This window comes from Deefgea chitinilytica, assembly GCF_016881405.1.
Lineage (GTDB): Bacteria > Pseudomonadota > Gammaproteobacteria > Burkholderiales > Chitinibacteraceae > Deefgea > Deefgea chitinilytica.
On the sequence record NZ_WOFE01000002.1, the window covers coordinates 341,955 to 365,002 of the forward strand.

The window sequence follows — 23,048 nt, forward strand, 5'->3', positions numbered from 1 at the left end:
TGATTCCTTTGGATTTGCGATTGCGGATTTTGGGAGCTTATTTTTTGGGTAGGACAGAAGCTGGATTGATCGTTTGGCCTTTAAAGCGCACTTCAAAATGCAATTTTACTTCGTCAGTCCCCGTTTGCCCCATCGTTGCGACTGCTTGGCTTTGTTTAACTTGCGCACCTTCTTTCACCAGTAGCTTTTGATTGTGCGCGTACGCGGTGATATAACCATTGCTGTGTTGAATAATCAGCAATAATCCATAACCACGAATACCGTCGCCCGCATACAACACTTTGCCGTCCGCCGCGGCGACAATCGAATCGCCAGCCGCACCGCCAATGCCAATGCCTTTGACCCGCGGAGGCGCGTAAGAATAAAGCAATTTGCCTTGCGCTGGCCACACCAAACTAATCGCGCTCACAGGGGTCGAATCATTATTCACGACGGGTGCATTAGGTCGCGCTGTGGCTTTCGGTGTCGCTTTAGTGCTCACCCCATCGGGTGACGTCACTCGTAAAAGCTGCCCCACATCGATGTCTTCCGCTTTGGCTAAATTATTCCAGCGCACCAAATCACTGACGCTTTGCCCATTATTTTTGGCAATCCGGTACAGAGTATCACCCGCTTTCACCCGATAAAAACCCGTAGGTGTCGGCCCCGTTGTAATTGGCGCGGGCGTACTGCCACATGCGGCCAATAACAAACTAACAACCACAATCGACCAGCGCATTATTTTTGACTACCCTGCAAACCTAAAGCCATCCAACCCGCCAAACCGAGTTTTTGCAAGGTCTCGATATTGCGTTCATAAATCACATCTGGATTCGGAAACGCTTCAACCGCCTTGGCGATACTGTCCTCACGCAGCAAATGCAAAATCGGAAATGGCGCGCGATTAGTGTAATTGCTGATGTCGTCGAGCTCGGTATCGTCAAATTGGAACTCGGGATGGAAACTAGCCACCTGCAAAATACCTTCTAATTCATGCTCAGCCACAATCTCATCGGCGAGCGCCTGCACATCATTAAAGATCTCAAAGTCAGGAAACAGTGTTGGATGAATTAACAAGGTGGTATCGACTTCCGCTGCAGGCGTTTGCGCCAGAAAATCAAGCTCGCGATCAAGATCATCCAAAAAACCATCTAAATGCTTGGCATTACTGACCACATAACGAATCTGGTTTTTAACGAATACCGCTTTCGCAAACGGGCACAAATTTAAGCCAATAACGGCGTTTTCTAACCAATGCTGGGTGGTTTTGATGATGTGGTCGTGATCCATAGTGCTTCCTTGACAAGATTTGACAATTTTACCTGCCCACGCTGATTTTGGCTTGTTAACAATCACCACCCATCAATTAGAAAATAAAAAGCGTCGATCTCACGATCGACGCCTTGAGGTATATTAGCACAAGCAATAAAAATACTAAGCCATATCCAGATACCCACTATCTCAGCAAACTTAATACCTGACCAGCATTCGCTCTGGCTTGCACTTGCATTGCTAAACCCGCATTAGTGCGAATGTTTTCCTGCGCCAATCGCGCGGTTTCAGCGGCGTAATCGGTATCGGCAACTCGGCTTTTTGCCGCCGAAGTATTAATCGCTGTCGTTTGTAAATTTTGAACGCCATTTTCTAATCGACTTTGGAAAGCGCCCAAATTAGCGCGTTGCCCAGAAATCATATCGATATCGGCATCCAATGCTTGCAAACTCGCAGTCGCAGCGGCTGGACTGGATAAATCAACACGGCCAGCGACACTATTTAAGCCCGATGTCCCACCCAGTTGAGCATTGCTCAAGCTCAACTGATCGCCCGCATTGGCACCCGCTTGAAAGTTGAACTGCCCGCCTTGCAGCACCGCTTGCCCATTAAACTGGGTGTTTCTAACAATATCATCGTTACTTTGTGACAAAGCGTCCGCCTCAGCTTGCAAGGCTTGCCGATCACTGGCCGATAGCGCGCTATTGCCAGCAGCGACCGTTAATTCACGTAAGCGTTCGGTATTTTCCGCAATCGAACTTAAGGCTCCTTCAGTCGTTTGCGCCAAAGAGATACCGTCGCTCAAATTACGCACCGCTTGATTACTACCTGCAATTTGCGCGGCAAACTGCTGAATGATGGCCGCTCCGGCGGCATCGTCTTTCGCACTATTAATCCGCGCACCGCTGGATAATTTTTGCAAACTCGCTTCCTGAGCATTCTGTGCCCGAGAAGTATTGTTTTGTGTAATTAGCGCGGCGAAATTGTTGTTTGGATTGATCATCATGATAAACCCCGCCAAAGTGATTGCAGCTCAAAACAGAATACGCCAATTGCCGGCAAAACCCAATCGATAGTTGACTAACGGAAGCAAAAATACGCCATAGAATCAATCATTAAGAACGATAAAACCACAGGTCAATAAGGTATTTCTTTACAGCCAAGTCCATAAAAAATCGCTATGCTGCGCAGCAATTGAATGACTTTATAACGAGATGTAATGCCGCATCCCCCTCACACCTTACTCGACGATTTACAAGGCATGCTCAGTGGCGTGATTTTAGTCGCACTAGGCTTGCAATTTTTCAAACATGCCAATTTATTAACTGGCGGCGCGACTGGTTTGGCATTTGTTGTTTTTTATCTTGGTCAGCTACCGTATGGGCTCATTTTATTCGTGCTCAACCTGCCCTTTTATGTATTTGCCTATCGAGTAATGGGCAAGGAATTCACGCTGAAAACCTTTGCCTGCGTGGCTAGTCTAGCCATCATTACCGAGTGGATGCCGCAACTGATTCGCTTACAAGACGTCAATCCCATTTTTGCGGGACTGATGGGCGGTTTGCTCGCTGGCGTTGGCATTCTGATGCTGATCCGCCACAAGGCCAGCTTGGGTGGTGTCACCGTTTTGGCATTGTATTTGCAAAAAACCAAAGGCTGGCGCGCTGGTCATGTGCAGCTGATTGTGGATTTGGCTATTTTGGCGGTGGGGATGTTGATTGTCAGCTGGCAACAATTAGCGATTTCAATATTCAGCGCCTTCATCTTAAATATGGTGATTGCGACCAACCATAAAACTGGGCGATATATGGGGATGTAAGCCTAGCAACAGAGATTCGCCTTAGTCTATGATGAAGCTGCTAAACTCCACTCAAACCAATAAATGCCGTGTCATCGATTCGTTAACACTAAACTCGCCAACAAAAAAGGCATCGTTACATGCTGATTGTTTTGTCTGTCTGCGCAGGCATTTTATTATTACTATCAGTGCTGCTTGCACTCCAGCTGCTACGCGCTCGGCGTAGCCTACAGCAGTATCAGTCCTTACTGGATAGCATACCTGATTTAGCTTGGGTCAAAGACAAACAAAGCCGTTTTGTCATCGTTAACCAAGCATTTCGCGACATCTGGAATATCAAAGACCCACAATGGCTCATTGGCAAAGACGATTTTGCCTTATCGCCCCCCGACTTGGCCGCCAGCTACCAAGCCGACGATCGCCGTGTCATGAATGAAGCACAAGCACTGCAGTTTGAGCGAAACTTTGAGCACATTCGCGATGGCACACGCTGGATGGAGTTGATCAAAGTGCCAGTCTATGAACATAACGTCATTATTGGCACAGCAGGTATTGCTCGCGATATCAGCATGCGTAAGGCCGCCGAAGAACGCCTCTCTTGGCTGGCGCATCACGACCCATTGACCAAGCTAGGTAATCGCAGCTATTTAGCGATCAAAATCAAAGAACGCATCGACAGTGCAATTCCGTTTTGCGTTTGGCTAATCGACTTAGATCATTTCAAACGCATTAACGACGCCCTAGGCCACCGCGCTGGTGATCAAGCACTGGCACAGGTCGCCGAGAGCTTGAGCAAAATTGGCGCGGAAGTATTCCGATTGGGAGGGGACGAATTCGTATTACTGGATGATCTACGCCATGCCGAAAGCATCAATGATGCACTGAGCCAGCAAATTAAAATCCCCGTCACCATTGAAGGACTGTATTTCGAGCAAGGCTTTACCGCGGGTCAAGTGGATTTCCCCAACGATGGACATACCGCCGAGCAACTACTCAAGCACGCCGACGTTGCCTTATATGAAGGCAAAGAGCTAGGCCGTGGCCACATACGCCGCTTTGAGTCCCATATGGCAACGCAAGCGGTGCGACAACTGGAATTAGAACGCGACTTACGCCGTGCGCTGCAAGAAGGGCAGTTCCGGCTGGTTTATCAGCCACAAGTGGCACTGGATAAAGCCGAACTCATTGGTTTTGAAGCTTTGCTTCGCTGGCGTCATCCCGAGCGCGGCGAAATTGCCCCCAATGACTTCATCCCATTTGCCGAGCAAACGGGCATTATTTGTCGCATCGGCGAATGGGCACTCGATTGTGCCATCTGGCAAATCAAAGCATGGCACGAAGCAGGTTTGGCACTGGTGCCCATTTCAGTGAATGTTTCTGCGCTACAATTGGCACAGCCTTTGTTTGCACAAACCGTGATTGCACGACTGGATGCACTCCCCGCCTATTTACGGAGTCAAATCGCATTAGAGCTAACCGAATCAACACTGATGCACGAACAAGCGCTCGATAGTGTGCACCAGCTCACCGAGGCCGAGATTCCCATCTTTATGGATGATTTTGGCACCGGTTATTCCAATCTTTCGACGATTTCACAACTGGCGCTCTCCAAGCTCAAATTTGACCGCAGCCTGATCAAAAACATCGGCAATGATGCCGCCCACCAACGTGTATGTCGTGCCTTACTGGATTTAGCCGATGCTTTGGCACTCGATGTGATTGCCGAAGGGGTCGAAACACAGGAAGAAGCTCAATGGCTCGCTCAACAAGGTGTACTTTATGCGCAAGGTTATTGGTTTAGTCGCCCGCTAGAGAGTCAAATCGCGGCTCAGCACTTAAAACCCAAAACAAAGTAAGCAAAATCACAGAATACCAAGCAAAAACTTACAAAAAACAATACTTTGTAGAAAATAATCATTCACTGTACTAAGATGCCAGTTCAAAATTTGCCTTGAATGAAACTGTGCCAGCTCGCTTTGATTTTCAACCCCACATTCGCCACTCCTTCGTGCTTGGCACGCTGCTGCTACTGCTTGTGCTGAGCTATTTCTCACTTCCTTTCTGGTTAGGCGACGATAAATATCTCTGCATATTAATCCCCTATATTCAGTGGCTGATTTTGGGCTGTATTGGCATTATCGCGCTATTTGGCCTACACCCCTACTGCAGCCCTATTTTTCGATCACCCGCTAGCTTGAGCGCGAATTCTGAGCTGCTATCCAAAATCCCGACTGAGGGACGAAAAAGATTCAGTCTTGCTGCGATTAGCCAATTTCTGTTGCCGCCCACCTGGTCGATTGAATTTATGCAGCAACTCAGTCCAGAGCAATTTACCCAACTGTGCCTAGCGTATTACGAAGTAAAAGGCATCCCCCACACTACGCACAAATTAGGCGCATCAACGGGTTTGAATATTTTGATTTGGCAAAATGATATCGTGAGTAAAGTCATTCATTGCAGTAACGATCAAGTCGTTGAAATGAAGGCGCTACGCCAATTTTTAGGCGTGCTGGTACACGAGCGCGCACATGCCGGCGTTTATATTCATCGGGGGAAATTTGGTGAGGAAGTCCGCAACTTTGCTGCAAGCCACAATATACAATTGCGCAATGAATACGCCTTACTCGCAAAAATTGAAAATCTGTCTGAACGACGCAAACAAAGCTTGCTGAAGATGATCCAAAACTAGGTTTAGTTGAGACTTGGTTTCCCGCCGCGCTAGCACGATTTTCATAACAGCAAATTGTCACAAGCTGCGCGGAGAAAGGCGCTATTCTGTGCCGCAGGCACTGAAACCTCATTAATACCTAATCTGAACGGCCCCCGAGGCAAGTGTTTGGACTCGCCACGGGGCTTAGCGGCTCAATCAAAGATGAACTTCAATATTATCAATCAAGCGTGTTGTGCCGATTCGGGCGGCAATCAGAATCACTAAATTTTTATCGGTACTTGCCGCGGGTTTAAGCGTTTCGGCGTTGCGTGTATCGACGTAATCAATGTCAATCCAGCCCCGCACGCGTAAATCAGTCACCGTTTGAATCGCAAGTTTGGAATAATCCCGTTCACCCGCTTCAATCGCGGCTTTCATCCGTGATAAATGATGATATAAACGCGGCGCCTCAATGCGTTGATCGGCGGTTAAAAACGCATTGCGCGATGACAAAGCCAAACCATCATCGGCGCGCCCAGTGTCGACTGGTAGAATTTGAATATTCATATTCAAATCGCTCACCATACTCTGAATCACAAATAACTGTTGATAGTCCTTGCGCCCAAAACAGGCAATATCAGGCTCAACGATATTAAATAGCTTAGTGACCACCGTCGCCACACCACGGAAATGCCCAGGGCGGAACGCGCCGCACAGCTCTTCGGCAATCGCCGGTGGCGTCACTTGATACTGCTGAATCACATTCGGATACAGCTCTTTTTCATCCGGCGCGAAAATCACATCCACACCGCCTTGCTCAGCAATCAGTGCGGCATCATTTTCCAGCGTACGCGGATAGCGATCAAAGTCTTCACCTTGGCCGAATTGCAAGCGATTAACGAAGATACTTACTACAGTATGTTCCGCTGAGGCTTTTGCAGCATGGATCAGCGACATATGCCCCGCGTGCAAACTACCCATCGTCGGCACAAATGCCACCGTGCCGACAGTTTTACGCCAAGCGCGAAGTTCTGCAATGGTATGGATGATTTTCATATTATCTGTAAGGAGTAAGGGGTAAGGTGTGAAGCGATCAGTTGATTCGGCACTCAGGTTTTACCCCTCCCGCCTAACACCTCACGCCTCACCGGATTAAAACGAATGCTCTTGAGTCGGGAAAGTTAAGCCTTTTACTGCTTTCACATAGGCTTCAACTGCACCTTGAATACTGTGAACGCTGCCGCTCATAAAGTTTTTCACAAAGCGTGCCTTTTTGCCCGGATACACGCCAAGCATGTCGTACAGCACCAGCACTTGACCATCAACATCAAGGCCTGCGCCAATCCCAATTGTCGGCACCGTCAATGATTCGGTAATGGCTTTAGCGACACTCGCCGGCACCATTTCCATCAGCACCATACTCGCACCTGCCGCTTGCAGCGCCAGCGCATCGCGCTTCAAAATATCAGCTTCAGTCTCGGTTTTGCCTTGTACCTTATAGCCGCCGTATAAATGCACCGATTGCGGTTGCAGGCCGATATGCGCGCAAACTGGAATACCGCGCTGAACCAAGAAATCCACCGTGTCGACCATCACCGCGCCGCCTTCGATCTTCACCATTTCTGCGCCTGCCGCCATCAATTTGGCGGCGTTTTCGTAAGCTTGCGCATGTGACGCTTGATAGCTGGCAAACGGCAAATCGGCCAAGACCAAGGCTTTTTGCGTACCACGTGCCACTGCGGCGGTGTGATAAATCATATCGTCCATCGTCACCGGCAAGGTCGAAGTATGACCTTGAATCACATTACCCAGCGAGTCACCAATCAAAAAGATATCCACGCCCGCTTCATCCAGCAAATGCGCAAAGCTCGCGTCGTAACAGGTCAACATGGCAATTTTCTGGCCATCTTGCTTCATTTTTAAGAGGGTATTTAACGTCGTCTTCATGGTTCGGTATCCATGGTTAGCAGATCTGCACTCTTGGTGCAGCTGGAAAAAAGGTCGCCCACCATTGCAAATGGAGGCAAAACGCAGCTAGGCAATCGGTCAGCCTCATCTGCAGAGCAAGAAAGCAAATCCTAACGGAAAGCGGGCCGGAATTCGACAACTTTACGCAGAAGTAAGGGATTTCTCGGGGATTCGCGTCAATGTTTGCGCTGCGACGGCCGCCAAATAGTCTTGCGCGGCCCCCAATCCGGGAATCTGCGCCTGCGGTGCAATTTCTAGTAGCGGTTGCAACACAAACGCACGTTGATGCATGCGAGGATGCGGCACGGTTAAATCAGCTAAATCAATTTGCTCGTTGCCGTACAAGATCAAATCCAAATCTAAAGTGCGCGGTGAATTTTTGAAATTTCTTTCTCGACCATTTTCCGCTTCAATCGCCAGCAGCGCGGCCAAAACGTCCACAGCGCTGAGTTCGGTTTCCAACTCACACACCGCATTCACAAAATCCGGCTGATCGGTATAACCCACTGGCGCGCTGGCGTAAAACGACGAAGTTTGCAACAGTGTCATCGTCGGCCACGCCGCCAAATGGCGTAATGCCGCCTGTAACTGCGCCACTGGATCACCCAAATTGGCGCCTAAAGCCACATAAATACGAGTCAAAATTAAACCTCGGACTGCTTGGCTGACGCTGGCTTGCGATGACGACTACGTTTACGCCGTTTCGCTGGCACATCGCCCGCCAAGCCATTTTTAGCGGCCAATTCAATCATTTCCATCCGCTCGGTGCTTTCACTGAGTTGGAATTTCGTCCACCAATCGGCCAGCTCTTGTTCAACCAAGCCACATTCAGCGCGCAACAACAGGAAATCATAAGCCGCACGGAACCGTGGTTGCTCAAACAGGCGGAATGGGCGCAAACCAACCCGCTGTTCAAAGCGTGGTTGCATCGCCCAGATTTCTTTCATCGCGGCACCGTAGCGATTTGGAATCGCCAAGCGCTTGCACACTTTGCTTTCCACCTCATTCATCGCTTCGATCAGCGCAGGCGTTTTCACTTCGCCAGCAGCGATACGTTTATGCCAGTTTTGCTCGACTTCATGCCACAGCAAGGCCGCGAATAAAAAACCAGCCGAAACAGGCTTGTCTTCCGCCAAACGCTGATCAGTATTTTCTAAAGCTTTTTGCAAAAATTTAGCCGTATCAGGCTTGGATAACAACTTGTCAAGCAGCGGAAACAGCGGCTTATGCAAACTCAATTCACGCAAAGTTTGCACACACAGCCAAGCTTTGCCAGACAGCAATAGCTTCATCATTTCATCAAACAAACGTGCTGTCGGAATGTTTTCCAGCAAGACCGCATGTTCACGAATTGGATTTTTGGTGTCGGGTGCAATTGCTAAATCGAGTTTGGCCGACAAACGCGCTGCGCGCAGCATACGAACTGGATCTTCGTGATAGCGTTTGACGGGATCACCAATCATCACCAGCTGCTGTTTTTCGAGATCTTCGATACCGTGATGAAAATCGATAATTTCTTCAGAATTCGGATCGTAATACAGCGCATTGACAGTGAAATCGCGGCGATCAGCGTCCTCGCTAATCGTACCGTAAACGTTGTCGCGGATAATGCGGCCTGAGGCATCGGTAGGCGATTCGGCGCTACCACGGAACGTAGTCACTTCAATAATTTCTTCGCCCGCGCGATCATAAAATGGCACGTGCACAATACGGAAGCGGCGGCCAATAATGCGTGAACGATGAAAAATATGCCGTACTTGCTCTGGCGTAGCGCTGGTGGCCACATCAAAGTCCTTGGGATCTTTGCCGAGCAGTAAATCACGCACCGCACCACCCACAATATAGGCCTCGTAACCCGCCGCTTGCAGCCGATCACAGACTTTCAACGCCCCCGAATGCAGTTGATCACGGCGAATGCCGTAGTGCTTGGCGTGAATCACACGTTTGCCTGGGCGCCGCAGCACCTTGCCAATAAATTTACGAATCATGGGTGTTTTTGCTGTTGCTATTGATTTTGCCAAAGCGGCCAAGCCCAGTATTATACAAGCTGAGTCGCGCATGCAGGGGATGATTTACCGACTTAAGCGACTACAAATCAGCCCCTGAGCTACCCTCCATCGGTTTTAACGCCAGCACATCAGACGTATATGCTGGTATATCAATATTGAAAAAGCATTGCTAGCAATACCCAAGGATAAATCAATGAAACGAGTTCATTATCAACTAGTCAATGTTTTTGCGACGGAAGCACTTTTTTCCGGTAATCCGCTCGCTGTATTCACCGATGCCAGCGCCATTAGCGAAACCGAAATGGCCGCGCTTGGCCAGCAAATGAATTTATCCGAGATCACGTTTGTCAGCCCCTGCGATGACGCCGATGCGCATGTGCGAATTTTTACACCTTCGTATGAAATGCCATTTGCCGGCCACCCGACCCTCGGCACCGCATATGTGCTCGCCAACGGTAGACCCGCACTGCGACTCAAAATGAAAGCCGGCATCATTCCGGTCGCCTGCGATGGTGAGCAAATCACGCTCACCGCCAACGCGCCCACCTATCGCGATGGCCCTGCGCTCGCGCAACTTGCCGCCGCGCTCAACATTCAAGCAGAACAAATCAGCGGCACGCCGCGCTTTGTTAATTGCGGCAGCGAACAACTGATAGTACCGCTCGACAATGCCGCAAGCGTCGCGCAATGCAATCTCAACTTAGCGCTATTTGAGCAAGTAGCCACTAATCTTGAAGGACGTTCCGGCGCTTTAGTGTGGGCGCGCCAGCGCAACGACGACGGCAGCGAAACCATTATTGCGCGCTATTTCTGGTCACAAAACGGCCAAGCCGCCGAAGACTTCGGCACTGGCTCAGCCTGCGCCAATCTAGGCGGCTGGCTGCTCGCCGAAAACGCCCCATTACCGTTGCAAATTTGCATGGAGCAAGGGCATGGTATTGGACGTATTGCTCGATTGAACTTGTTAATCAAAGCAGACAAGCAAATACAGGTAGGGGGTAAAGTGATAGCAATTGGTCAAGGCGAATTTAAGCTCGAAACATAGCCAACTCAATCCCCGAAATCCTGCAAGCCTCGTTACGGGGCTTTTTGCTGTCAAGCCGAAACATTCACTCTGATTTCGCGGAACAAAACCGCAAGATGGCCGTCAGTAGCTTGGGTTTGCCCGTATAATTGCCCACACTTTTGTTCACCCTTTTCATAGCTGACCCCCATGCCACGCATTGCCATTACCGCCAGTTTGATTGCCGCGCTCTTTAGCAGCAGTATCGCCCACGCTTTTGTGCCGCCGGTGCCAGAAATCGCCGCCAAATCGTATTATTTATACGATAAGCAAAGCGGCCAAGTGCTCGCCGCGCGCGATCCGGATATGAAGGTCGAGCCTGCTTCACTGACCAAATTGATGACTGCTTACCTCACGTTTAAAGCGGTCAAAGAAGGCAAACTCAAGCTCGATCAAATGTTGACGGTGTCGGAAAAAGGCTGGAAAACCGAAGGCTCACGGATGTACCTCGATCCGAAAGTCCCCGCCTCGGTCGATGATCTGATCAAGGGCATGATCGTGCAAAGCGGTAACGACGCTTGCGTCACGCTCGCCGAAGCGATTGCGGGCTCAGAAGAAGTGTTCGCGCAATTGATGAACAAAGAAGCCAAACGCCTTGGCTTGCATGATTCATTCTTTACCAACAGCACCGGCCTACCCGACCCAAAATTGCACGTCACCACCAGCGATTTATCGCGTTTAGCCAGCGCCATCATTACTGATTTTCCTGAGTTCTATCACATCTACTCGATCAAAGAATTCAAGTACAACAACATCAGCCAACCCAACCGCAATCTCTTGCTCTATCGTGACCCGTTTGTCGATGGCATGAAAACCGGCCACACCGAAAGCGCAGGCTACAACTTGGTGGCCTCAAGCAAACGCGATGATCGCCGCCTGATTTCCGTTGTCGTTGGTACGACCAGCCCTGAAGTTCGCGCGACTGAATCATCTAAATTACTGAACTGGGGCGCGCAATTTTATGAAACACCGCGTCTTTACACCGCCAAACAAGCCGTGCAAACCGTGCCAGTCTGGAAAGGCAAAGCCGATACGGTGGGCGTAGGCTTCATGACTGATCAGTTCATTACCGTACCGAAAGGCGACGCAGCGAAGATCAAAATTGAACTGACTAGCCAGCAACCGTTGATTGCGCCGATTAAAGAAGGCCAACAAGTCGGCACGCTCAAAATCATGCTCGATGGCAAAATGCTGTCGGAACGCCCTGTGGTGGCGATAGCGGCAGTCGAAGAAGCCAATATTTTTGGCCGGGCGTGGGATACGATTCGTCTGTGGTGGAAAGGGATTTTTGGTTAATCTCTGAGTTTTCCGAACGAGTTTTTAAAAGCCCAACGTTGTTGGGCTTTTTTGTGGGTATTTCATTTTAGCCATTGATTAAAAATAGCTAGATCGATATACCCAATAGATCTAATTCATACTTTGAGTTGAGTGCTGAAAAAAAGTCGTTTTACTAAAAATAGAAACTTCAATTTTCTACTCACCATAGTCGCGCTAATGCCGCGCGGCACCTACCTTTCTTGAACGGCCAAGAAAGGTAGGCCAAAGAAAGCCGCCCTGCATCTGCGTCCCGCTACGCGGGATGCCCTCGCTGCGGACAATCGGCAAGGCGTCGGGCTTTAACAAAACAGAGCCCGCCGAAACCCCCTTGCCGCTTGTTCCTCGCTCGGCTTGATGCAAGGGATTTCGCGCAGCTCAACCACCGCGGCATAGCATCAACACAAAATCTGACCACCACCTTTTTATTGCAGTATTTATTTTGAGCCATACCCCACGCACGCGGTTTAAAATACCCCAAATTATTCGCAAGGCCACACGATGTATAACTCAGACCCGCAACACGGCATTACATTAGAACGCATGCTGATCGATTTAGTTGATTATTTCGGCTGGGAAGAACTGGCACGGCGGATTCCGATTAAGTGTTTTTCGAATAATCCATCAATCAAATCCAGCCTGACTTTCCTGCGCCGCACCCCATGGGCACGGGCGCAGGTTGAGGAATTGGATGCGAGGATGCGGCGGTGAAAAGCCAGCTTACTAAATAAGGATGAATTTTGATAAATTGCCATTATGTACCGAGGTTGATTTTACGCCATTTTGCTAATGAAGAGAAAATTCAGTACTGTGACTTAGATAAAAGTAAAGTAGAAAATAGAAACATCAAGTCTACTTTTTCCGAAAAAGGATATTACCCAGACGAAATAGAAAAAGAATTGTGTTACAAAATTGAGTCACAGTTTTCTAATCTTTTGAATAATAAAATTTTAAAAGAGCGCTATAAAGTTTCTCTTTCGAGACAGGAACTTTTTATTCTTAAGAAATATCTTATTGTTACTGCAATAAGATTCAACGTAACCGAAGGAATGGAAAGTGTGGGAGCCCACCCTAACATTGTAAAAAGTTATTCTAAAAGTTTTTACACTAACATTAATAAAGTGCTAGCTTGTGTAAATGCTGAAGAAATATTTACACATCTAGATATTGATACCGATGAAGCACTAGAAAATGCAAGTAATAGTGATTGTTATGGTGAAGTAAAGCTTTGGGCGAATATAAAGAATATTCTTCACTCCTACATTGCAATCGTTAGTACAGATAGGTGCAAGGAAGATTTGATTGTTCCTGATGCCGGATTTTCTTATAAAGCAACAAATATTGCTTTCGGTCTAGGTGGGAAGTTTGATAAGTGTATGTATACACTGAATTACGCATTAAAAAGTGGAAACCCTTTCTTGCTTCAGATGTCGCAGATGCTTACTCCGTATGACTATATGCTTTTTCCTGTGGCAAAAAAAATGGCCATTGTGTCATTTAGTGTATTTTATAAATTCTTCGATAATAAGTCAGGTTTTTCTGGTTTGCTGCCGCTCAATGGAATGACTGTAAGTGAGTTAATTGGTTTTGGAAGTTCCGATATTGTTGAACCGCCAAAGGTGAAGCTGCAAAACGGAAAACCTGTAGGGTATGAATACGGAATAAAACAACTATCAAAGAGTGATGTTATCTCTCTTAACACCGCCATGTTTAATACCGCTGAACATTATTTTGGATATTGTGATTTGGAAGCAATTAAATCGAGCTTAGAATACTATAACTCACTCAAGAAAAACGAACGAAGATACGATCTTCGTTACATCCTTGAACCGTAATTCCGCAGGTTGGGCTAAATAAAATGCAGCCCAACGTTTACCGCGAATGTTGGGCTTCGCTAGCTCAGCACCAACCTACAAAATAAAAACTTGGACTTAGCGGCAAAGAGTACGCATAAAAACATATTTTGCTTGCTTCACCACAAAACCAAGCCCACCCATTTCGCTTAAACTAGCACCCAATCCGTCATCGAGTCATCACCATGTCATCACCCTGCTCTACCTTAGAAACGCCCACCAATCCAGCCCTGATCACGCTGGCGCAAGCGCATTTGCATGATGTGTTGACGATTGCGTTTGAACACATCGATGGTGAGCAGCAGGCGGTGGTGGTGTTTGATACGCGCTGTGAATTGGCGGCGACGTTGGCGGCGGCGTATCGGCTGGCCTTGCCCAACGCGCTGTTTATTGATTTTGACGCCAGCACGCCAGAGCAAGTATTGGCGGCGTTTGCGCCACTGGCGGCGAAAGATTTGGTCGTGTTGGTGCAATCGACCAATTTCCGGCTTGAAGCCTTCCGCATCCGCGTTGAGCTATTCAAGCGTGGCTTGAAAGTGATTGAGCATCCGCATTTGGGGCGCATGGTCGGTGATGAAGTGCCGATTTATGTTGATTCGCTGGCCTACGATGCGGCCTACTATCGCGGCGTCGGTCATACGCTGAAAGCCAAAATCGACAGCGCCAGCCGTGGCCTCGTTGATAGTGGCGACGGCAATGTGCTGCACTTTGCGGCGCCGTTTGAATCGGCCAAGCTCAATATTGGCGATTACAGCCAGATGAATAATATCGGGGGGCAATTTCCGCTCGGCGAAGTGTTTACCGAGACGCAGGATTTTGCGGCGGTGAATGGCCGGATTCGCATCTTTGTATTTGGCGATACGCGTTTTCGCGTCAACCGCCCTGCCTTGCCGATTACCTTGGTCGTTGAAGCCAGCCAAGTGGTTGACGTGATCGATTCAACGCCCGAGTTTGACGCCATGCTAGCGATGATCCGTGCTGATGAAGGCGGTGTGGTGTGGGTGCGGGAACTGGGCTTAGGGCTCAACCGCGCGTTTAGTTTTGATCGCACCGTCAGCGATATTGGTACTTACGAGCGCATGTGCGGGATTCATTTATCGCTGGGCATGAAACACGGCATTTACGCCAAACCGAATATCAAACGTGGTGAAGGCAAATATCATATTGATGTGTTTGCGATTACCGAGTCGGTGCAGTTTGACGACGACATCGTTTACCGCGATGGGGCTTGGGTGATTTAGCGGCCTTTAATCTGTAAGCAAAGTTCAGACTTGATATTGATGCTGTATCGCGCTCGTTGAGCTAAAGGTTGTAAAACCCCTCATATCAAACCGACGAAGTCGGTGCAGATATATGGGGCGCCTTCTTTTGCTTACTTTTCTTGGCGAAACAAGAAAAGTAAGTCCCCGTCGCGGATGGCGACTGTAAAACACCGTGCACCCTGAGGGTGTGGGCTTTGCTAAGCCGCCAGCGGCTAAGCGACACCATACCGCAGGCACATAAAACCATCAATCCATAGTCTGAACATCGACATATAGCAAAGGGTATTGCCATCTATACATTCAAAGACAATGCTTATATAACAATACCCATATTGATTTAAATACTAGGCCGATACAGCACACACCGCCGCTTCGTCTTCTTCATCCGCCGCAGTACCCCAGTGCGGAAATGGGTCGTTCATTTTCAGCCATGCATCGGTGCCCAAGGCCAATTCAGCTTCGGTGAGCAAACATTGGTTTAAGCGTTCACGCAGTAGCGCTTCATCCATATCGATGCCGATAAACACCAATTCTTGCTTGCGGTCGCCAAAGTCGTCGTCCCAACGATCCATGATGCTATCGATTTGCTCGTCGTCAGTCGGCCAGTGCGCTTTCGGTACGCTGGCCCACCAGTAGCCTCCCGCGCCGTGACGGCAGGCGCCGCCCGCTTGCGACCAACTTCCGGCAAAACTTGGGCGGCTGGCCAGCCAGAAAAAGCCTTTCGAGCGCAACACCCCTTGCCATTCGCTGTGAATCAAGTTCCAGAAGCGCTCTGGATGCAGCGGCGCACGCGCCTGCCAGACAAAGCTGCTGATGCCGTATTCTTCGGTTTCTGGGATATGCTCACCGCGCAACTCAGCCAACCAGCCCGGCGCATTGGCTGCCTCTTCGAAATCAAAACGCCCCGTTCCTAAAATAGCATTCAGTGGCACCTCGCCATTTTCCGCGACAATCTGCACCGCGCGCGGATTGAGCGCGGCAAGAATGCTTTGTAATTCAGCCAATTGGTCAGGCGACACCAAATCAGGCTTGCTAATCACTAGCACATCGCAAAATTCGACTTGCTCGGTCAACAAATCAACCACGGTACGGTCATCGCCCTCACCTGCGGTCTCACCGCGTTCGGCCAGTAATTCGCCCGTTGAATAATCGTGCAAGAAATTAAACGCATCGACCACCGTCACCATCGTATCGAGTTGCGCGATGTCCGAGAGCGACTGCCCCGCTTCGTCGCGGAAGGTAAATGTCTCAGCAACGGGGGGTGGCTCGGCGATGCCGGTGGATTCGATCAATAGGTAATCAAAGCGGTCTTCTTTTGCAAGGCGCGCCACTTCGAGCAGCAAATCTTCGCGCAAAGTGCAGCAAATACAGCCATTGCTCATCTCAATCAGCTTTTCTTCACCGCGCGCAAAGCCGCCTTGATGAATCAATTCACCATCGATATTCACATCCGACAAATCGTTCACAATCACCGCAACGCGCAAGCCGGCGCGATTTTTCAGCACGTGATTCATCAAGGTGGTTTTGCCAGCGCCCAAAAATCCTGACAACACCGTAACGGGTAAGCGCTTTGCCATTTTGCCTCTCCTTCAAAAAAGTAAAGCATACCTTTTTGCAACTTGGTTGCGCAACTATGTTGCATAAAGTCGGTAAATCAAACAGGCAAAAAAAACCACCTCGTTTGAGGTGGCTCATTTTGATGCAAGGATTTATAGTTGCTTCGGATCAGGGTAAATCAGGGGTGTTGCTTGCAAAGCCTTTTTTAGTGGTGGCGGCGGGGTAATACCCATCGACATATACACGCTAGTGAGTTTATCAACGCCAATATTGGCCGGGCGAATCCACTCCTTCGGAATGTAGAGCAAGCCACCACCAATCGGCACTGGCGCAGTCGGCACTAGCACGGCTTGATATTCGCGGCCTTCGATATCCATGATTTCTGGGTTCGGCATCAGTGCCAACACCGCCACACCATCGCCGCCAAACAAACACCACACCGGGCTCATCGCGCCGATATCGGCGTCTTGTTTTTGGTCGAGCAAACTGACAAAACGATCAGCCACATTATATAAGCTGCCAATCACCGGAATCCGGCGCACGGTTTTATCGAGCAAGGCGGTGATTGGCCCTTTGAGGCGCGACTGCACCACAATCCCCAGCGGATAAATTGCGCCCACTACAATCGCCCAGCCCAGCAGATAACCCAAAATCGGGTTATTCACCATCGGCTGACCTAGCATCGCAAACAACTGCCCAGCAAAGCTGCTTGGCCCCAAGAATTTATCCAGAATATTGACCACCCAACCGAGTAATGACACGGTCAAAATCAACGGCAGCAGTGCCAACAAGCCGGCAAACCACGTGGTCATGACACTTCTTATACTACGTTTTATCATGCAAACTCCAAATTCCTTCTTAGGTATATCTATCAAAGCTTTATAAATAAAAACTTACAGCACAATACATATCAGTCATGAAGCATTACACCTCACGGTAAAGCTTTTTATCCACCGACTTCATTTTCTCAAATTCGCTGCGCAAAATACACACCAGCTCACCATCGCCAATCCCGCGCACCGCCACCGCGCGAGTGATAATCCGGTCGGTAAAAAATGGCGTGGTGCGGCTGTCTTCCAAATCAAAACCACGCCGATTAAAGGCAAAACTAATACCCGGCAGCTTTTGCATCCGCGCCGCCATATTGATACACGAGCCAACATAATCATTGCCCTCGCCCACCGAATACACCGTGCCGCGCGCCAACCCTACGCGCAAACGCGTTGGTGGCTCGACCACCCGCGATTTAAGCGATGGCAAAAAGTCAGTTTGATACTTTTTACAAATGCTCCACGTACTGGCAATCACATTGCGCATCGCCGCCTGTGACAAGTCTTTGCTCGACCAAATCACCAGCAATCCATCGCCCAAAAACTTGGTAAAAAACGGCAAGGGGCACCACAACGCCACGCCCTCTTCTTCGTCTTTTTGCTTCATCTGATTGCGCAACTCATCCATCAGCCAGCTTAAAAACGGATGCAAAAAGCTCGGCACCGACAAGTGTGGATCAATTTGATTACAAAATTGGCTAAAGCCTTCCAAATCAAACACCGCCGCAATCGCATCGGTTGGCTTCGATTCCAGCGTTAAATTTCCTAGCCCCAGCATCGATGCATTAAAGCGATCAAACGCCGGATAGCTCAATAACTTGCGACGATGGCCATCAATGATAGTACGCACATAATCGGCGCTACGAGGTTTATACGTTGGCATGGTTGGGCGCAGTAATGAAACGAATCGGCAAATGCTTATCTTACAGTATTAGACGGCGCAAAGCTTGCTCACCGTGTATTGCGTTTTTTCATAACACGGTGGTGGAACGGCGTCTGCTTTGCCAAAAAAATGAAGTATCACGAGGCGAAAGGCAGCGGATTCTGTTGACGTGAGTCACGCTAATGCCGCGCGGTACTTACTTTTCGCTGCAGAAAATATGCAAGCGCCCTACATCTGCACCGACTTCGTCAGCTTGATATCAAGGGTTTTAAAAGCACTCAATCAACGATCAAGAATAAATATGGATGTATTGCCAGCTAAACATTGAAAAATAATAGCTACAAGCAAATACTTCGACACTAGCAAAGCTAGTAACAAACGCTGATTAAAAAAGCTACCTGCCGCGGGCGCCCCCGCCCGAAAACCCACGCGGCATGGCCGGATAAAGCAAAACAGTCAGAGCCAATCAACGGTTTATGTTTATTTCCTATTTTTTTAGGTTCAACGTAATGCGCGCGGCTTGTGTCGCCCGACTAACCCATTCCGCCACACGCTGTATTTCGCAGAAAACAAAACCAAACCCAACAACCTTTGGCTATAACATCCCCAATCGCATCTTGATCGGCCAGCGCACGGCGCGGTACTGGCTAGGGTCTCCCCACATTGACCGCAGCTCTGTGGCAAAATTTTGCAATATATCTTCGCGCGACGCCTCGCGCACGCGGCGCACCGCCGACCACGTCGAAATGTAGCCTAATAACTCATCCAGCTTCCAGGCCTTGCAAATTGCCAGCTCGGGCGCGACCTGTTCTGCAAACGGAAACGGCAAATCGGCGTAGCCGCTATCCACCAGCTTGCGCTCAGCAGGCCAGTACGGGCCGATTTCCTGCCAATAAAAACGCCCGAAACGCGCATCTAACTCCTCATCCAAACGCAGCACGCCGTAGCTAATCAAGGCCAGCAAGGCGTTGCTGCTGGCGACTCGCCACACTTGGGCATAAAAACGAGGCAGGTCAAACCAATGCGCCGCTTGCGCCGCAGTAATTAAATTAACGCTGTGATCCGCAAGCGGCAATTGCTCCGCCGGCGCGCACGCGTACTGCACCCGAGGATGCGCAATAGCATGGGCGATTTGATCGCTACTCGGATCCAAGCCCAGCACCTGATCAAAATGCTGCGCCAGTTGGCGGGTCAGCTGACCATTCCCGCAGCCCACATCCAGCGCCAGCGCCTTATCCTTGCTGATGCTCGCCAAAAACTGCGCCAATTCAGGCGGATACTCTGGCCGAAAACGCGCATAAGCCTCACCACCTTGCTCAAACCAGTTACGAGACGCTCCCATGCTGACGCTCCTACAAATTGTGTGAAAACCGCTAGCCCATCATAGCAAATCAGCCAGCGACAAGGGTTCGCGTAATTTGACGAGGTCTTAAATACAGCAGATGTATTGCCCGATAAGCATTGAAAATAAAAGGCTTCAGTCAAATACATCGACATGTAGGGTGTGAAAATTCCGCAGGAATTTGCGCACCGAGAATGCGATTCAAATTAGCAAAAATTTTAATTACCGCGAAGTCCGCGTGCGCAAATAAAACCTTGCGCACCCTACTCGGCTCAGTGGAATCATGGTTTTCAAATCCCGTCTAAGCACACCGAATGCGGAGCGCTTTGAGAATTGCTGCGGTGTTCTTTCGGAATGAGTCGCGCTAATGTCGCGCGGCACTTACTTTCTTTTTCGCTCCAGAAAGTAAGCAAAGAAAGGCGACCCTATATCTGCACCGACTTCGTCGGTTTGATATCAAGGGGTTTAAAAACACATATCAACGATCAAGAAACAATATCGATGTATTGCCAGCTAAGCATTGAAAAATAATGGCTATAACTAAATACGTCTATAAAAAATAGGTAGCAGCAAATCCTGATTACTCAGCGCCAGCACATTACCAAGAACGCCAATGGTGGATGCATGGTTTTCAAATCCCGTCCAAGCGCACCGAGTGCGGAGCGAGACCTAGGCTCGCGACAATCGAGGGCATCGGGGACCGATGCGCGCCCGGGGCTCCTTTTCTTTGGTTCGTTTCTTTTGGAGAAGCAAAAGAAATGAACCTGCCGCGGGCAGCCCCCGCCCCAAACCCCACGCGGCGCAGCCGCATAAAAAACAAAACCGCCAAAATCAATCGACGGTTTTTTTATTTAACGTTTTTCATACAGCTCAATGCACGTGGCATTTTTCGCCCTACGATATCATTCCGCAGTATGCGGTAGCCCAACACCAAGCTTGCTGTAAGCGATCAGCTCATATTTTGAATGCGTATTAGCTAACGCTGTTTGTTAACCCGCCTCCACAAAGTTACAATAAGCTTTCTTAAAAAGAATAATCAACAAATTTAAAATTACAGGTCGGAGAATGTATTAATGAAAACCAATAAAATTGTATCCACTTTACTTCTTACTCTGCTCACCGCAACAGCATCGGTAGCATCAGCGAATGTGATCACCTTCGATGAATTTACCCCAGATGGGGCTGAGCCTGCTTGGATTACAAATGGTTATCAAGGCTTTCAATGGTACGCATTTGGTGTCTACAAGGGAGATGCTTATCGTGGTTCTGGCTACGATACAGGGACGGTTTCAGGTGAGAATGTAGGATTTTACGCAGGCGGACTAACTGGTTCATTCTCAAGTGACGATGCGTTCACTCTAAATGACTTGTATGCAACAAAAGCTTGGGATAACGGAACAACCCACTTTGAGGGTTATGTTGGTGACAAATTAACCTATTCCAAAGATGTTTTTGCGAACGCTAAAGAACGAACACTCGTAACTCTGAATTGGACCGGTTTAAACCGGGTTGTCATTTACACTACAGATTGGAGTCGCCAAACTGCAATCGATAATATTCGTGTTAATGAAGCTATAACCGCACCAGTTCCAGAACCAGAAACCTACGCTTTGATGGGCATGGGCTTGCTGGGGCTAATGGCTGCTCGTCGTCGTAAAATGAAATAGTCAGCACCATTTAAAAAACCGCCAATTATTAGTTTGGCGGTTTTTTTGTGGCTGTTGATGGCGCTATCAACACTGATTTCCGTTTTATCGCCCCAAACCATTGCTCCGTTCACGGTGGTTACTTAGGATGAATATTAAAACACCAACAAACAGCAAATAATTAATTTCTTATATAATACACAAGGCTTTCTATATTTTGACATTTACCCCAGTTGCCATGATTATGAATGCATTAATTCATATCAAAAAGTACTTACGATGAAACGATACCTAGCATTAACAGCATTATTCCTATCAATGAGCGCATCTGCTGCGGTGATCGATCTCGGCACATGGGAAGGCCGTAGTGATACTAACGGCTATACGTCACGCGAAATTTGGATTTCTGATGTCAATCAAGTTGATCAACGAATCAATAACTTTAGTAATGTCTATACCTTCGAATTAAAAGCGCCTGCGCTGTTTGGTATTCAATATATTTCATCAGCTGTAGTGCCTCAAATTGGACCTGGTACTCTAGTTAGCCGTCAAGCGCAGCTAGAAAAACAAAACAGTGATGGAACATGGCAAACCATTACTAACCGTGGGCCTCAGTATGAAGATACTAGCTTTGGCGGATGGAGCCTCTTAGATATGCGCAGGCGAGATGGAACCTTTTACCCAAGCAATCCAAATCATATTGATACAATGGGTAATTATCGTTTGACCTTAGCAGCACAAGCCGCAGATGGTCAGTATTTATCATCATTTGTTTATTTAAATGCGAATTGGGCTTTAAATGCAAACGCACCAATTACAGCACCTGTGCCAGAGCCAGAAACTTATGCCTTGATGGGGATGGGCTTGCTAGGTCTAATGGCTGCGCGACGCCGCAAGACAAAATAATCAATACCAACTTCATGAAAACCCGCTCAGCGAATTTCATCGCCAGCGGGTTTTTATTTATTTGAGCATCTAATATCACCAAAAATAGCTGTAAACCTTGCACGTATACAACTCACATAATTTTGTTAAAACATACGGGCAAAGTTCACAAAAAAATCACCCCTGATACTTCCCCATCAACCGCACATAATGCGCTGCCGAATAGGCAAAATGCTTAATCTCATCTTCCGTTAACGCCCGCACTTCTTTCACTGGCCGCCCCATATATAAATACCCCGAACGCAGTACTTTATTCGGTGGCACCAGCGAGCCTGCGCCGATCATCACGTGGTCTTCTATGACGACTCGATCCAGCACGATGGTTCCCATGCCGATCAGGCATTCATTGCCGATGGTGCAGCCGTGCAGCATTACGCCGTGGCCGATGGTGACGCGCTCGCCGATCACCAGCGGCGCGCCGAGCGGATCATCAGGGCGTTTGTGCGTGGTGTGCAGCACGCTGTTGTCTTGCACATTGCTGTCTTTGCCAACGTGGATATGATTCACATCCCCGCGCAGCACCGCGCCCGGCCAGATCGAGACGTTTTCACCGAGTTTCACTTCGCCAATCACACTCGCTTGCGGGTGCACCCATGCGCCTGCGCCGATTTCGGGTTGGATTCCATCAAATTGTTCAATTGACATTGTTGCTCCTAACTTGAATTCGGGCGAGAAAC

Annotated in this window: 22 protein-coding genes; 10 read left to right on the top strand and 12 right to left on the bottom strand. The window is 48.7% G+C overall.

Annotated features, from left to right (window positions below):
- Positions 1-37 precede the first annotated feature (37 nt).
- From GM173_RS07310 to GM173_RS16190, 3 genes are all read right to left on the bottom strand, one after another.
- Positions 38-718: a peptidoglycan DD-metalloendopeptidase family protein gene (locus tag GM173_RS07310; RefSeq protein WP_203570704.1), complete on the bottom strand. Its 681-nt coding sequence runs from the start codon at positions 716-718 to the stop codon at positions 38-40.
- A complete protein-coding gene (locus tag GM173_RS07315; protein WP_203570705.1) occupies positions 718-1,269 on the bottom strand; it encodes a DUF1415 domain-containing protein in 552 nt (183 codons plus the stop codon). The genes GM173_RS07310 and GM173_RS07315 overlap by 1 nt, the downstream gene beginning before the upstream one ends.
- A gap of 166 nt (positions 1,270-1,435) precedes the next feature.
- The gene (locus tag GM173_RS16190) at positions 1,436-2,257 is read right to left on the bottom strand and encodes a flagellin N-terminal helical domain-containing protein (RefSeq protein ID WP_203570706.1); all 822 of its coding nucleotides are present in this window, start codon (positions 2,255-2,257) and stop codon (positions 1,436-1,438) included.
- Positions 2,258-2,470: 213 nt separating this feature from the next.
- Here GM173_RS16190 and GM173_RS07325 point away from each other — a divergent pair, with 213 nt between their 5' ends.
- The 3 genes from GM173_RS07325 to GM173_RS07335 all read left to right on the top strand — a co-directional run bounded on the left by GM173_RS07325 (position 2,471) and on the right by GM173_RS07335 (position 5,738).
- Entirely contained in the window at positions 2,471-3,070 is a 600-nt protein-coding gene (locus tag GM173_RS07325) for a YitT family protein (RefSeq protein WP_203570707.1), read from the top strand.
- Between the two features lie 119 nt (positions 3,071-3,189).
- Entirely contained in the window at positions 3,190-4,905 is a 1,716-nt protein-coding gene (locus GM173_RS07330) for a sensor domain-containing protein (RefSeq protein WP_203570708.1), read from the top strand.
- A gap of 95 nt (positions 4,906-5,000) precedes the next feature.
- Positions 5,001-5,738 carry a restriction endonuclease gene (locus GM173_RS07335; RefSeq protein ID WP_203570709.1) on the top strand — a complete coding sequence of 246 codons (738 nt, stop codon included), beginning with the start codon at positions 5,001-5,003 and terminating at the stop codon, positions 5,736-5,738.
- A 177-nt stretch (positions 5,739-5,915) separates the two neighbouring features.
- Here GM173_RS07335 and panC read toward each other — a convergent pair whose 3' ends face one another.
- From panC to pcnB, 4 genes are all read right to left on the bottom strand, one after another.
- Positions 5,916-6,755, bottom strand: coding sequence for a pantoate--beta-alanine ligase (panC, locus tag GM173_RS07340; protein WP_203570710.1), 840 nt, complete (start codon positions 6,753-6,755; stop codon positions 5,916-5,918).
- 96 nt (positions 6,756-6,851) lie between these two features.
- Complete coding sequence (gene panB, locus GM173_RS07345) at positions 6,852-7,646, bottom strand: 3-methyl-2-oxobutanoate hydroxymethyltransferase (protein ID WP_203570711.1); 795 nt, start codon at positions 7,644-7,646, stop codon at positions 6,852-6,854.
- 162 nt (positions 7,647-7,808) lie between these two features.
- Entirely contained in the window at positions 7,809-8,309 is a 501-nt protein-coding gene (gene folK / locus GM173_RS07350) for a 2-amino-4-hydroxy-6-hydroxymethyldihydropteridine diphosphokinase (RefSeq protein WP_203570712.1), read from the bottom strand.
- 2 nt (positions 8,310-8,311) lie between these two features.
- Positions 8,312-9,655: a polynucleotide adenylyltransferase PcnB gene (gene pcnB / locus GM173_RS07355; RefSeq protein WP_203570713.1), complete on the bottom strand. Its 1,344-nt coding sequence runs from the start codon at positions 9,653-9,655 to the stop codon at positions 8,312-8,314.
- Between the two features lie 214 nt (positions 9,656-9,869).
- On the opposite strand from pcnB, the gene GM173_RS07360 reads away from it, so the two are divergent.
- From GM173_RS07360 to GM173_RS07380, 5 genes are all read left to right on the top strand, one after another.
- Positions 9,870-10,721, top strand: a complete 852-nt coding sequence (locus tag GM173_RS07360; protein WP_203570714.1) for a PhzF family phenazine biosynthesis protein — start codon at positions 9,870-9,872, stop codon at positions 10,719-10,721.
- Between the two features lie 168 nt (positions 10,722-10,889).
- A complete protein-coding gene (locus GM173_RS07365; protein WP_203570715.1) occupies positions 10,890-12,035 on the top strand; it encodes a D-alanyl-D-alanine carboxypeptidase family protein in 1,146 nt (381 codons plus the stop codon).
- Between the two features lie 519 nt (positions 12,036-12,554).
- Positions 12,555-12,764: a VF530 family protein gene (locus GM173_RS07370; protein ID WP_203570716.1), complete on the top strand. Its 210-nt coding sequence runs from the start codon at positions 12,555-12,557 to the stop codon at positions 12,762-12,764.
- Positions 12,765-12,793: 29 nt separating this feature from the next.
- On the top strand, positions 12,794-13,888 hold the full coding sequence (locus GM173_RS07375; protein WP_203570717.1) for a DUF4238 domain-containing protein: 1,095 nt from the start codon (positions 12,794-12,796) through the stop codon (positions 13,886-13,888).
- A 203-nt stretch (positions 13,889-14,091) separates the two neighbouring features.
- A complete protein-coding gene (locus GM173_RS07380; RefSeq protein ID WP_203570718.1) occupies positions 14,092-15,147 on the top strand; it encodes a M29 family metallopeptidase in 1,056 nt (351 codons plus the stop codon).
- A 365-nt stretch (positions 15,148-15,512) separates the two neighbouring features.
- On the opposite strand, the gene zigA is transcribed toward GM173_RS07380, so the two are convergent.
- From zigA to GM173_RS07400, 4 genes are all read right to left on the bottom strand, one after another.
- Positions 15,513-16,745: a zinc metallochaperone GTPase ZigA gene (zigA, locus tag GM173_RS07385; protein WP_203570719.1), complete on the bottom strand. Its 1,233-nt coding sequence runs from the start codon at positions 16,743-16,745 to the stop codon at positions 15,513-15,515.
- A 132-nt stretch (positions 16,746-16,877) separates the two neighbouring features.
- Entirely contained in the window at positions 16,878-17,537 is a 660-nt protein-coding gene (locus GM173_RS07390; protein WP_203570720.1) for a DUF502 domain-containing protein, read from the bottom strand.
- A gap of 112 nt (positions 17,538-17,649) precedes the next feature.
- The gene (locus GM173_RS07395; protein WP_203570721.1) at positions 17,650-18,438 is read right to left on the bottom strand and encodes an adenylate/guanylate cyclase domain-containing protein; all 789 of its coding nucleotides are present in this window, start codon (positions 18,436-18,438) and stop codon (positions 17,650-17,652) included.
- A 595-nt stretch (positions 18,439-19,033) separates the two neighbouring features.
- The gene (locus tag GM173_RS07400; RefSeq protein ID WP_203570722.1) at positions 19,034-19,780 is read right to left on the bottom strand and encodes a class I SAM-dependent methyltransferase; all 747 of its coding nucleotides are present in this window, start codon (positions 19,778-19,780) and stop codon (positions 19,034-19,036) included.
- A gap of 1,073 nt (positions 19,781-20,853) precedes the next feature.
- Here GM173_RS07400 and GM173_RS07405 point away from each other — a divergent pair.
- Together GM173_RS07405 and GM173_RS07410 are read left to right on the top strand one after the other, a co-directional pair.
- Positions 20,854-21,447, top strand: a complete 594-nt coding sequence (locus GM173_RS07405) for a PEP-CTERM sorting domain-containing protein (protein ID WP_203570723.1) — start codon at positions 20,854-20,856, stop codon at positions 21,445-21,447.
- A gap of 258 nt (positions 21,448-21,705) precedes the next feature.
- Positions 21,706-22,332: a PEP-CTERM sorting domain-containing protein gene (locus tag GM173_RS07410; protein WP_203570724.1), complete on the top strand. Its 627-nt coding sequence runs from the start codon at positions 21,706-21,708 to the stop codon at positions 22,330-22,332.
- A gap of 156 nt (positions 22,333-22,488) precedes the next feature.
- On the opposite strand, the gene GM173_RS07415 is transcribed toward GM173_RS07410, so the two are convergent.
- A complete protein-coding gene (locus GM173_RS07415) occupies positions 22,489-23,016 on the bottom strand; it encodes a gamma carbonic anhydrase family protein (protein WP_203570725.1) in 528 nt (175 codons plus the stop codon).
- Positions 23,017-23,048: the final 32 nt, after the last annotated feature.

What these genes read in the sequence shown, in the direction of transcription:
- GM173_RS07380 (WP_203570718.1), top strand. Translation starts at nt 14,092, where the DNA reads ATGTCATCACCCTGCTCTACCTTAGAAACGCCCACCAATCCAGCCCTG.
- GM173_RS07330 (WP_203570708.1), top strand. Translation starts at nt 3,190, where the DNA reads ATGCTGATTGTTTTGTCTGTCTGCGCAGGCATTTTATTATTACTATCA.
- GM173_RS07415 (WP_203570725.1), bottom strand. Translation starts at nt 23,016, where the DNA reads ATGTCAATTGAACAATTTGATGGAATCCAACCCGAAATCGGCGCAGGC.
- zigA (WP_203570719.1), bottom strand. Translation starts at nt 16,745, where the DNA reads ATGGCAAAGCGCTTACCCGTTACGGTGTTGTCAGGATTTTTGGGCGCT.
- GM173_RS07310 (WP_203570704.1), bottom strand. Translation starts at nt 718, where the DNA reads ATGCGCTGGTCGATTGTGGTTGTTAGTTTGTTATTGGCCGCATGTGGC.
- GM173_RS07390 (WP_203570720.1), bottom strand. Translation starts at nt 17,537, where the DNA reads ATGACCACGTGGTTTGCCGGCTTGTTGGCACTGCTGCCGTTGATTTTG.
- GM173_RS16190 (WP_203570706.1), bottom strand. Translation starts at nt 2,257, where the DNA reads ATGATGATCAATCCAAACAACAATTTCGCCGCGCTAATTACACAAAAC.
- GM173_RS07395 (WP_203570721.1), bottom strand. Translation starts at nt 18,438, where the DNA reads ATGCCAACGTATAAACCTCGTAGCGCCGATTATGTGCGTACTATCATT.
- GM173_RS07370 (WP_203570716.1), top strand. Translation starts at nt 12,555, where the DNA reads ATGTATAACTCAGACCCGCAACACGGCATTACATTAGAACGCATGCTG.
- GM173_RS07410 (WP_203570724.1), top strand. Translation starts at nt 21,706, where the DNA reads ATGAAACGATACCTAGCATTAACAGCATTATTCCTATCAATGAGCGCA.
- GM173_RS07365 (WP_203570715.1), top strand. Translation starts at nt 10,890, where the DNA reads ATGCCACGCATTGCCATTACCGCCAGTTTGATTGCCGCGCTCTTTAGC.
- GM173_RS07325 (WP_203570707.1), top strand. Translation starts at nt 2,471, where the DNA reads ATGCCGCATCCCCCTCACACCTTACTCGACGATTTACAAGGCATGCTC.
- panC (WP_203570710.1), bottom strand. Translation starts at nt 6,755, where the DNA reads ATGAAAATCATCCATACCATTGCAGAACTTCGCGCTTGGCGTAAAACT.
- GM173_RS07315 (WP_203570705.1), bottom strand. Translation starts at nt 1,269, where the DNA reads ATGGATCACGACCACATCATCAAAACCACCCAGCATTGGTTAGAAAAC.
- pcnB (WP_203570713.1), bottom strand. Translation starts at nt 9,655, where the DNA reads ATGATTCGTAAATTTATTGGCAAGGTGCTGCGGCGCCCAGGCAAACGT.
- GM173_RS07400 (WP_203570722.1), bottom strand. Translation starts at nt 19,780, where the DNA reads ATGGGAGCGTCTCGTAACTGGTTTGAGCAAGGTGGTGAGGCTTATGCG.
- panB (WP_203570711.1), bottom strand. Translation starts at nt 7,646, where the DNA reads ATGAAGACGACGTTAAATACCCTCTTAAAAATGAAGCAAGATGGCCAG.
- GM173_RS07405 (WP_203570723.1), top strand. Translation starts at nt 20,854, where the DNA reads ATGAAAACCAATAAAATTGTATCCACTTTACTTCTTACTCTGCTCACC.
- GM173_RS07360 (WP_203570714.1), top strand. Translation starts at nt 9,870, where the DNA reads ATGAAACGAGTTCATTATCAACTAGTCAATGTTTTTGCGACGGAAGCA.